8 protein-coding genes are annotated in these 8,653 nt (G+C 64.7%); 2 read left to right on the forward strand and 6 right to left on the reverse strand.

The genetic code is table 11. The annotated features are described in order from the left end of the window. The 6 genes from AC4FAH_RS10335 to AC4FAH_RS10360 form a co-directional block, all read right to left on the reverse strand. On the reverse strand, positions 1-1,184 hold a 1,184-nt coding region (locus tag AC4FAH_RS10335; protein WP_490245985.1), incomplete at its 3' end, for an oligosaccharide flippase family protein. A 147-nt stretch (positions 1,185-1,331) separates the two neighbouring features. Further along, positions 1,332-2,705: an O-antigen ligase family protein gene (locus AC4FAH_RS10340; protein ID WP_215823942.1), complete on the reverse strand. Its 1,374-nt coding sequence runs from the start codon at positions 2,703-2,705 to the stop codon at positions 1,332-1,334. A 7-nt stretch (positions 2,706-2,712) separates the two neighbouring features. Further along, a complete protein-coding gene (locus AC4FAH_RS10345) occupies positions 2,713-4,167 on the reverse strand; it encodes a GumC family protein (protein WP_286987162.1) in 1,455 nt (484 codons plus the stop codon). A gap of 58 nt (positions 4,168-4,225) precedes the next feature. Next, positions 4,226-5,398, reverse strand: a complete 1,173-nt coding sequence (locus tag AC4FAH_RS10350; RefSeq protein ID WP_286987161.1) for a polysaccharide biosynthesis/export family protein — start codon at positions 5,396-5,398, stop codon at positions 4,226-4,228. Beyond that, the gene (locus AC4FAH_RS10355) at positions 5,398-5,757 is read right to left on the reverse strand and encodes an STAS domain-containing protein (protein ID WP_043332452.1); all 360 of its coding nucleotides are present in this window, start codon (positions 5,755-5,757) and stop codon (positions 5,398-5,400) included. Before AC4FAH_RS10355 ends, AC4FAH_RS10350 begins: the two co-directional genes overlap by 1 nt. Before the next feature lie 224 nt (positions 5,758-5,981). Continuing rightward, positions 5,982-7,187, reverse strand: coding sequence for an AmpG family muropeptide MFS transporter (locus AC4FAH_RS10360; RefSeq protein WP_082388128.1), 1,206 nt, complete (start codon positions 7,185-7,187; stop codon positions 5,982-5,984). Positions 7,188-7,440: 253 nt separating this feature from the next. Between AC4FAH_RS10360 and rfaH the strand changes: the two genes are divergently transcribed. Both rfaH and AC4FAH_RS10370 read left to right on the forward strand, forming a co-directional pair. Beyond that, complete coding sequence (gene rfaH, locus AC4FAH_RS10365) at positions 7,441-7,968, forward strand: transcription/translation regulatory transformer protein RfaH (protein ID WP_176676340.1); 528 nt, start codon at positions 7,441-7,443, stop codon at positions 7,966-7,968. 68 nt (positions 7,969-8,036) lie between these two features. Continuing rightward, entirely contained in the window at positions 8,037-8,543 is a 507-nt protein-coding gene (locus AC4FAH_RS10370) for an FKBP-type peptidyl-prolyl cis-trans isomerase (RefSeq protein WP_043332448.1), read from the forward strand. Positions 8,544-8,653: the final 110 nt, after the last annotated feature.

An 8,653-nucleotide genomic window follows, 5' to 3' on the forward strand; every position in this document is an offset into this window, starting at 1 on the left:
TTGATGCCGAAGGGCACGCCGGCGAACATGCCGGCGCCGAGCATCAGCGTCATGAAGATCTGCAGCTTGAGGTCTGCCCCGGGCATGCCCTGGGCGCGTAGCAACTGGCCGCAACTGTCGAGCAGGATGCGCGGCAGGGCGGAGAGGCAGATCAGGATCAGGATCGGCAGGGCGCCACGCTCGACCCAGGCCTCTCCGAACAGGATCGGCACATACCAGGGTGCCAGCAGGCTCTGGGCGATGATGGCGGGCACGGCGACCATCGCGAACAGACGCATGCCGTGGTGCATGCGTGCCAGTCGTTCGCGAGACGTCATGTCGCCGCACAGCTGCGGGAAGATGGCGGTGGAGTAGGCGCGCAAGAGGCCAAGGCTGATGCCGAGCCCGGCATTGAAGGCAAAGAAGTAGACGCCGAGCACGTCCATGGCGAACAGGGCGCCGACCAGCAGGTAATCCATCTGCTGGCGCAGCACCGAGACCACCTCGACGCCCATCATCGGGCGCGCGAAGCTCATCAGCGGCCGCGACCACAGCGTGGAGGGGCGCTCATCGATGCGCCATGACTCGCACCAGCGGTAGGTCAGGGTCCAGATGGGCGTCACGATCAGCTTGGGCAGGATCAAGGCCCAGAACCCGGCACCCATGGCGGCCAGCAGCATCACGCCGACGGCCTCGCCGATGCTCTGGCCCATCTCGATGCGCGCCGTGATGTGCAGGCGGTTGCTGCGCAGAATTCGCGCCGCGTTGATGGCGGCGGGGGGCAGCATCGGGAAGATCAGCGCCAGCGCCATCAGCGGCAGGGTCAGATCGGGAGCGTCATAGAGGTAGGCCAGCAGCGGGGCCAGTGCCATCTGCAGCACCATCAGGCCAAGACACACCACCCAATTGAACCAGTAGGCATCGCGACACAGGCGTTCATATCCCTCGCGACCGGCCTGCACCAGAGCGGGTACCACGGCGGCATTGGAGATGGCGTGCATGATCTCGTGTGCGGTGAGCACGATGGCGGCGATACCGAAGGACTCCGGCGCGATCATGCGCGCCGCCACCAGGGTCGCGCCCAATCGCGCGATGCGGTGCACCCCTTGCGACATGCCCATCCAGGCCAGATTGCGGATCAGGCGGCCATTGCCACCGTCTCCGCCACCTGTCAGACGTGTCTTGAGTCGCGTGATCACACCCATCGCCTGGCTCCCTGGCTTGTCGTGCCTTTCCAGGCATCTGGTCTTGTTCAGTCATGCTTTTGAACGGCTGGTGTAGCCACTCTAGCGCAATGTACTGATGAATTGGCGTGATCTGGCGCAGCCTTGTTCCACTATCCCGTGATCGGGCTAGGTTGCCGTATCGCTGCTGCCGGCATCGGCGGAGGCGGGCGCTGCCCTTGAAAGCGGCTTCTCCACATCCACCGGCCCCATGTTGTGGATATGCCCTTCGCTGGCGGGCAGGCCCGCCAGCTGGTGCGCCTTGCCGATCAGGATCAGTCCCGGCCAGATCAGGTAGGCCAGAATCTCCAGATTCTCACCGAAGGAGTAGACGAACAGCAGGCCGACCATGATCAAGCCCAGCTGCACGACAGGGCGGCCGACCACGAAGCGCAGCAGATGCAGCAGGCTGACCAGCATCGGCACCAACAGCGCGAACAGGCCGAAGATGCCCTTGACGAACAGCAGCCCATACCAGCTGTGGTGTGAGCCGATCGGCATGTACTCCACCAGGTGCGGACCGCGTTCGACGATGCCGTGGCCGAACCACGGCGCCTCGTTGCGCCAGCGATCCACCGCGATGCGCCCCAGCGCGGCTCGCACGCGGGTCGAGTCCGCCCGCGAGCCCTTGAAGGCGGCGATGAAGTTGTCGATGGCCTCCAGAATCGGCGCGCCGAGAAAGCCACCGATCAGGCTGACGCCGGAAAAGCTGAACCACAGCCACGGCTTGTGCAGACGCTTGAGCAGGAACATTCCGGCGCTGATCAACACCAGCGACACCAGCGCCATGCGCGAGCCGGACATCAGGATCATCAACACGCTGCCGCCGATGCCGATCGCCTTCCACAAGGGGTGTTTCTCGAGCAGGGCGCAGGCGAAATAGATGCTGGCGACAAAGCCCACCGCCGGTGCCCAGGGCGTGAACAGGCGCCAGCGCGGCATGCCGCTGCCGGGGTCGATCTCATAGAGCGAGACGGCGAAGAATTCCGGTCCCGGCCCACCGATGGCCTGCAGCGGCGAGACGAAGGGCACCTGGGGCAGCCCCGCCAGCCAGGCGCCGACGAATACCGGCAGCAACAGCATGGTGTGCAGGCAGACATGCATGGCCGCGCGGATGATCACCGCCGGGCGGATCGCCAGACAGCCGATGATCGGGAAGACCGCCAGCAGCGCCCAGCCCTTGGCCCAGCCGATGGAGGACTTGATCAGCTTGCCGGTGCCGAGGTTCTCGATCAGGTGGCCGGCCAGCAGCGAGAACTCCATCACGATCATGCCGATGATCCACACCCACAGTGGCCAGGGCAGGCGCGGAAAACGCTGGCGGCCCTTGAGGTGCAGCCAGGCGGCACGCATCACCAGTGACCATGCCAGCACCGGTGCCAGCACATAGAGGCCGCCGACCAGATAGAACAGGTAGGTCGCGGTGATCGAGAACCAGATGATGCGTTCTTCCGGGGTCTCGGGGCGGACATCCGCCTCTGGCCCCGCCTTCAGGGAAAACATCGGCGGCTCACACGCTTTGCTGCAGACGCAGCAGGTAGGGTTTTCTGATCCACAGGAGAATCAGGCCGATGATGCTGAAGACGCTCGCGGCGAGCGCGCCGACGATGGCCAGCTTGATGCCCAGCGAATCCGCCTTCTCGGGCAATGGCGGCGGATCGAGAATCTGCAGCATCGGGTAGCTGGCGAAGGGGTCGATCTGACCGATGTCGATCTTGGCCAGCGCCGTGGTGTAGACCGCCGTGGCGACCTGTTGCTCGCGCAGCAGGTCCTGCAGCTGGGCAGCCTTGGCGACGCTGTTGTCCAGCCGCTGCTGGCGGGCCGCCAGATTGGCCCGCCCGGTGGCAAGCTCGCTGATCACGCCGCGCCGCTGGGTATCCAGGGTGATCAGCTCGCCGACCAGGGTGTCCTGATTGGCATGGCCGGACGCGGCACGCAGGGCATTCTGGTTGCGCGAGGACTGACGGGGCAGCAACTGGCGCATGCGTGAGGCCAGCGAGCGCTCGAGGGAATCAAGCCCCGCGGCCAAATTGATGACTTCCGGATTGCGCTCGCCCCATTTGCCGCGCGCTTCATCGAGACTGGCCGCCTGCTCCGCCGCCTGCGTCAGCAGCGCCTGATAGCGGGCGTCGCGCTGCAGGGCGATCACGCCACCGGCCTGGCCGGCGTCCAGTCCCAGGCGACTGGACAGGGTGGCGAGCCGGGCATTGAGGGCCGACAGCTCGCCATCCCGCGTTTCCAGCGTGTCCTTGAGCGCCTCGACACTCAGCGTCAGTTCCTTGAACTGCTCCATGGAAACCAGCCCGGAGGTGGACTGGAACTCGAGCAGCTTGCGCTGGGTTTCCTTGAGCGTGCGGTCGTAGGTCTCGAGCGAGCGGCGGATGACGGCTTCGCGGCGCGCCTGCTCATCATTGCGCAGCTGTTCGATCACCTCATTGAAGGCATCGATGTGCGCATTGGCACGTGCAAGCGCGGCCTTGGCGCTCGGCGCGCTGGTCTGGAAGCCGATCAGGGCGGTCTGGTCGGTCAGCTTGATCTTGGGCTTGCCGTAATCGTCGGGATGCATGTCGACCGTGCTGGCGGCACGTTCAAGCACGGCAGGGCTCTCGGCGATGGCGCGATAGTTGACCTTGGGGTCCAGCGAGGAGCTGGAGTAGGAAGAGTTGGCGCTGGTGCTGGCCTGGCCGATGCTCTCGAAATTCACCGACAGGCCGGAGCCGGTACCCGGCAGGATCATCGTCCAGCTGGTGGTGTAGGTGACTGGTGCTACGGCGATGAAGGCGATGGTCAACCCCCAGATGACACTCAGGATGGCGGTCGCCAGCAACAGGTAGGCCGCGCGGCGGGTGCGCGGGCGCATGCTGGAGCCACGCGCCGCCCAGCCCAGCAGGACGCCCAGGAGTCGGCGCCCCAGTGAGGGCTTGGCTGCGTCTTGTGGTGTGTCGGGTGAGCGGGACTCTGTCATGCACATCCTTGTCGCGTGGTAGTGATCAGTCGCATTCCATCAACGGACAGGCGATGGGTTACAGCAGAGTGGCCGGCGTCAGCAGGTCAGTCAGCGTGCGGGCGATATCACGGATGTTGGTGACACCGGAGTCATAGCAGCCGACCACATCTTCGGGCATCAGATAGGGATTGACGCCCACATCCGCCGGATTGGCCAGCAGGGCATCGATACCGCGATCGACCACGACCGGCTGATGCGTCATCGGGTTGGTACTGATCAGTACCGCGCGGCGCGAGCCGGAGGTCGCCTGGATGCCGCCGACGCAGTTGGCATTGATCACGCCCTGCAGCATGCGCACGCCGTAGGGCACCTGCGAGCGCAATACCGTGTAATTGCTGACGTTGTTGTTGTTGGCCGGGGTGGTCAGGTTGGAGGCATAGATGACGATGCCCGGCGCGGTGAGCGGCGAGGGGCGCATCAGCGCGGCCTGGAAGGCGCCACTGGAGGGCACGTGGATGCGGTCCCCCACACGCAGCCAGGGATTGGCGGCATACTCGCCGTCGATCAGGCCGCGCATGTCGAGAACCTGTGTCTGGCCGTCGCGAATCAGCTCGATATGGCTCAGGTCCGCGTCGGGACGGATGCCGCCGGCCGTGGTCAAGGCCGCCGACAAACGACGCTGTTGACTGGCATCGCCGCCGGCGAAATCGCGGCGCACCATGCGCTCTTCCGGCAGGCGGGTATTGATGACCGCCTCGCCCGGGAAGAACACCGCGCCGGACACCGCAACGGCCAACGGCGCCCATTCCTCGAGCCGGATGCTGACATGCGCCAGACCCGGGCGAATCAGCTCTTCCTCTACCAGACGCCGGGTGATCTCATCCGCCAGGGCGTCGATGGTCTTGTTGGAGGCCTCGACCGACGAGAGCCACGGCAGGCGCAGGCGTCCGTCGTGATCCACCTCGTAGCTGCCATCGAAGAGTTCGCTGCCGGCGACCCTGACGCTCAGACGATCGCCCGCCGCCAGCCGCTGGTCATCGCCCGCGGGCAGTTGCATGAAGCGATCATCGGCATGAGGGGCAGGCAGCTCCAGCGGCCAGTGGGTCGCCTGTTGCCAGTGATCTTCGGCGGGAGTGTCGTCCAGCATGATCGGCGTACAGCCGCCCATCAGGCCGGCCGTGATCGCGACGCCCAGCAGGCGTCGAAGAGAGCGGAAAAGGGAGATGGGCCGAGCCGGGTCGCGTTTCATCAGGCTACCTCACGAGAAGGCCCTGTCCGGGTGTCACCGCTCGACTCCAGCAGCGGGTCGCGCTGATAGTAGATATCGAAGAGCTCGAACAGGCGCACGCGCTCCAGCTCTGTCTGCATGACCGGCGAGGGTTCGACCACCACCAGCGCCGCCGGGGACAGCGCATCATGCAGACTGACCAGCACCGAGAGCCCATCGGCATCGATGGCCTCGACATGGCTGAGGTCCACCGCCAGCGTGCCGGTGTGCTCAGGAATCATCGCCAGCATCTCCTGGCGGAAATAGCGCGCGAGCTCGCCTGTCAGCTGGGCAGGCGGCGTGATCATGATGCCTTCGTGAATCCGGGTGGTGATGGGCATGACGGGCTCCCTGTGCTTGATGTCACCGCCTGGCGCCAGCTGGGCTGCGGTGCAGCTTGTTATCTTTATGCACTATGCCGCATAAGCATCGTTTACCTGCTGTTACAGTGTCAACGACGCCGACTGACTTGCCTCATTCTTTCTTGCTGGGTTTCGTGGTGCTACCTGCTGTTTTCGGGCTCTCCTGCTGTCTTCGGGCTCTCCAGGTTGCCTGCGCGGCGTTGTCACTCGCCCGACATGGCGGGTGACTTGTGTGGCGTGGCCAGCATCGCGCCCCAGTGGCGGAAGCGTAGCAACAGCAACAGGCCCGGTATGGCGGCCAGCGTGCAGATCCAGAAGAAGCTGTCCCAGCCGGCCGCATCGGCCAGATAGCCGGAGGGCGCGGCGATCACCACGCGCGGCAGGCCCATGATCGATGAGAGCATCGCGTATTGGCCGGCGGTGAAGCGCTTGTCGGTCAGCGCGCCCATGAAGGCGATGAAGGCGGCGCTTCCCATGCCGGCCGCCAGGTTCTCGAAGGCGACCACCGCCGCGAGCCACGCCAGCGAATCACCGACGTGATGCAGCCACACGAAGCCGGCAGTCGATACCATCTGCAGGATGCCGAACCACCAGAGCGCCCGATAGATGCCGATGCGCATGATCATCAGGCCGCCGAAGAAGGTGCCGGCCAGCAACGGCCACAGGCCGAACAGCTTCACGGTCGCGCCGATCTGCGAATTGCTGAAGCCGATGTCCTTGTAGAAGGGCGTGGTCAGATTGCCCGCCACGGAATCGCCCAGCTTGTAGAGCAGGATGAACAGCAGCAGCCAGATGGCACCATCGCGCTTCATGAAGTGGCGGATGGGGTCCCACAGGATCTCATGCAGATGATGGGCGCGCGGCGCGGCCTGTGCCTCGGGTTCCGGTGCCAGCAGCGTCACCAGCATGCAGGCGCCCAGGGTCGCGGCCATGATCAGGTAGGTCACGCGGAAGCCGATCATGTCGGCCAGCACCAGGCCACCGGCCGAGGCCATCAGCATGCCGATGCGATAGCCATAGACATAGAAGCTGGAGCCCAGCCCCAGCTCGTTGTCCGGCAGATGCTCGCGCCGATAGGCGTCGATCACGATGTCCTGGGTGGCGCTGAAGAAGCTGACCGCCAGCGCGATGGCGCCCATGGTCAGCGGCGACATGTGCGGGTCCTGCAAGGCAAGCAACGCGATCAGTGCGGTCAGGGCCAGCTGGGCGATCATCAGCCAGCCACGGCGCCGACCGAGCACCGGCGGCATGATGCGGTCCAGCAATGGCGCCCACAGAAACTTGAGGGTGTAGGGCAGGCCGACGAGCGCGAGCAGGCCCACGGCGTCCAGTGAGACACCGGCATCCGTCATCCAGGCCTGCAGCACGCTACCGGTCAGCAGCAGTGGCAGCCCGGAGGCGAATCCCATCAGGAACGTGATACCATGACGGCCAACGAGTAAGCGTAAATCCTTTGAAGTCAAAGCCTTGCCTGTCCATGCAGAGGGTGTGGCCGCGCGTGTCACACGCACGGTGAGCGGCTATCTGCCGCTTGCGTCATTCATGGCCGGATTGTCGCACTGCCTGAGGGCAAGAGCCATGCATTGTCCTGCCGGTCAGCCGACAGGCATGATGCAGGTCGAGACACGCATGAGTGGGGCAGGCAGGCAATGAGAGGTCATCATGAGTGAAGCCCGAGAAGCTGCCAAGGCGCATTGGTATCTGATCCAGTGCAAGGGCGGGGAATCCTTCCGTGCGGCGGAGAACCTCACCAATCAGGGATTTCACGTCTTCCACCCCCTGTTGGAGGTGGAAAAGAAGCGCGGCGGCAAGCTGCGTTGGGTTGAAGAGCCGCTCTTCCCCTATTACCTGTTCATACGCCTTGATCAGATGGATGACAACTGGCGGCCGATTCGCTCGACCCGTGGCGTGCTCAAGCTGGTCAGCTTCGGCAACACACCGACGGCGGTGCCGACGCCCTTGGTGGAAGCCCTGATCGCCAGCGGCGAGCAACGCCAGGAGCAACCGCCGGAGAATGTCTATTTCCGGGCCGGCGAGCAGGTCGAGATCATCGATGGCCCCTTGAGTTCGCTCAGTGGCGTCTTCGAGAGCGCGAAGGGCGATGAGCGCGTCATCGTGCTGCTCAATCTGATCAATCAGCAACAGCGTGTCGAGCTGTCCAGTCGTCAGCTGCGGCGCAGCGAAAGCTGAGTTGCCGTCCTGTCTCCCCCGTCTTGATCCGCGAGACCGCATTGCACCTTTCTTCTGGAGTGGTTCCCATGGCGATTACTTCCCAGCAGGTCGTCAGCCTGCATTACACCCTGCGCACCGCTGATGGCACTGTGCTGGATAGCTCCCTTGAGCGTGAGCCGATGGATTACCTGCATGGCCACGACAATATTCTGGCAGCGCTCGAGAGCGCGCTTGAGGGCTGCGATGTCGGCGACCGCAAGGTCGTCAATCTGACGCCAGCCGAAGGCTTCGGTGAGCGGGATGAAGGCCTGGTGCAGTACTTCGGGCGTGATGCCTTCGGCCCGGGCGAGATCAACGCCGGCATGCGCTTTCAGGCCCGCACCCCGGAAGGCCAGCGGTCGGTCACGGTGCTGGAAGTCGGTGAACAGCAGGTCAAGGTCGACGCCAATCACCCGCTGGCAGGCCAGGCGCTGAGCTGGGAAGTCGAGGTGCTGGAAGTACGCGATGCCACGCGTGCCGAACTCTCGGCCGGTCATCCGCTCGGTCTCGATGTCAGCCATACCGAGATCGAAGACAAGAAGGTGCGTCGCTGAGGTAGGCATTGCGGATGGGTGCGACGCTCAAGCTCCTCGTTGCAGCCCCTCTTCAACAACAGACAGCCCCGCTGCCGGAATCCTCGGCAGCGGGGCTGTCTGTTGTTGGG

The organism is Cobetia sp. (assembly GCF_983723665.1).

Bases quoted from the DNA above. Each gene is read 5' to 3' on its own strand.
- AC4FAH_RS10345 (WP_286987162.1), bottom strand. From the start codon at position 4,167: ATGACAGAGTCCCGCTCACCCGACACACCACAAGACGCAGCCAAGCCC.
- AC4FAH_RS10360 (WP_082388128.1), bottom strand. From the start codon at position 7,187: ATGGGATTCGCCTCCGGGCTGCCACTGCTGCTGACCGGTAGCGTGCTG.
- rfaH (WP_176676340.1), top strand. From the start codon at position 7,441: ATGAGTGAAGCCCGAGAAGCTGCCAAGGCGCATTGGTATCTGATCCAG.
- AC4FAH_RS10355 (WP_043332452.1), bottom strand. From the start codon at position 5,757: ATGCCCATCACCACCCGGATTCACGAAGGCATCATGATCACGCCGCCT.
- AC4FAH_RS10370 (WP_043332448.1), top strand. From the start codon at position 8,037: ATGGCGATTACTTCCCAGCAGGTCGTCAGCCTGCATTACACCCTGCGC.
- AC4FAH_RS10340 (WP_215823942.1), bottom strand. From the start codon at position 2,705: ATGTTTTCCCTGAAGGCGGGGCCAGAGGCGGATGTCCGCCCCGAGACC.
- AC4FAH_RS10350 (WP_286987161.1), bottom strand. From the start codon at position 5,398: ATGAAACGCGACCCGGCTCGGCCCATCTCCCTTTTCCGCTCTCTTCGA.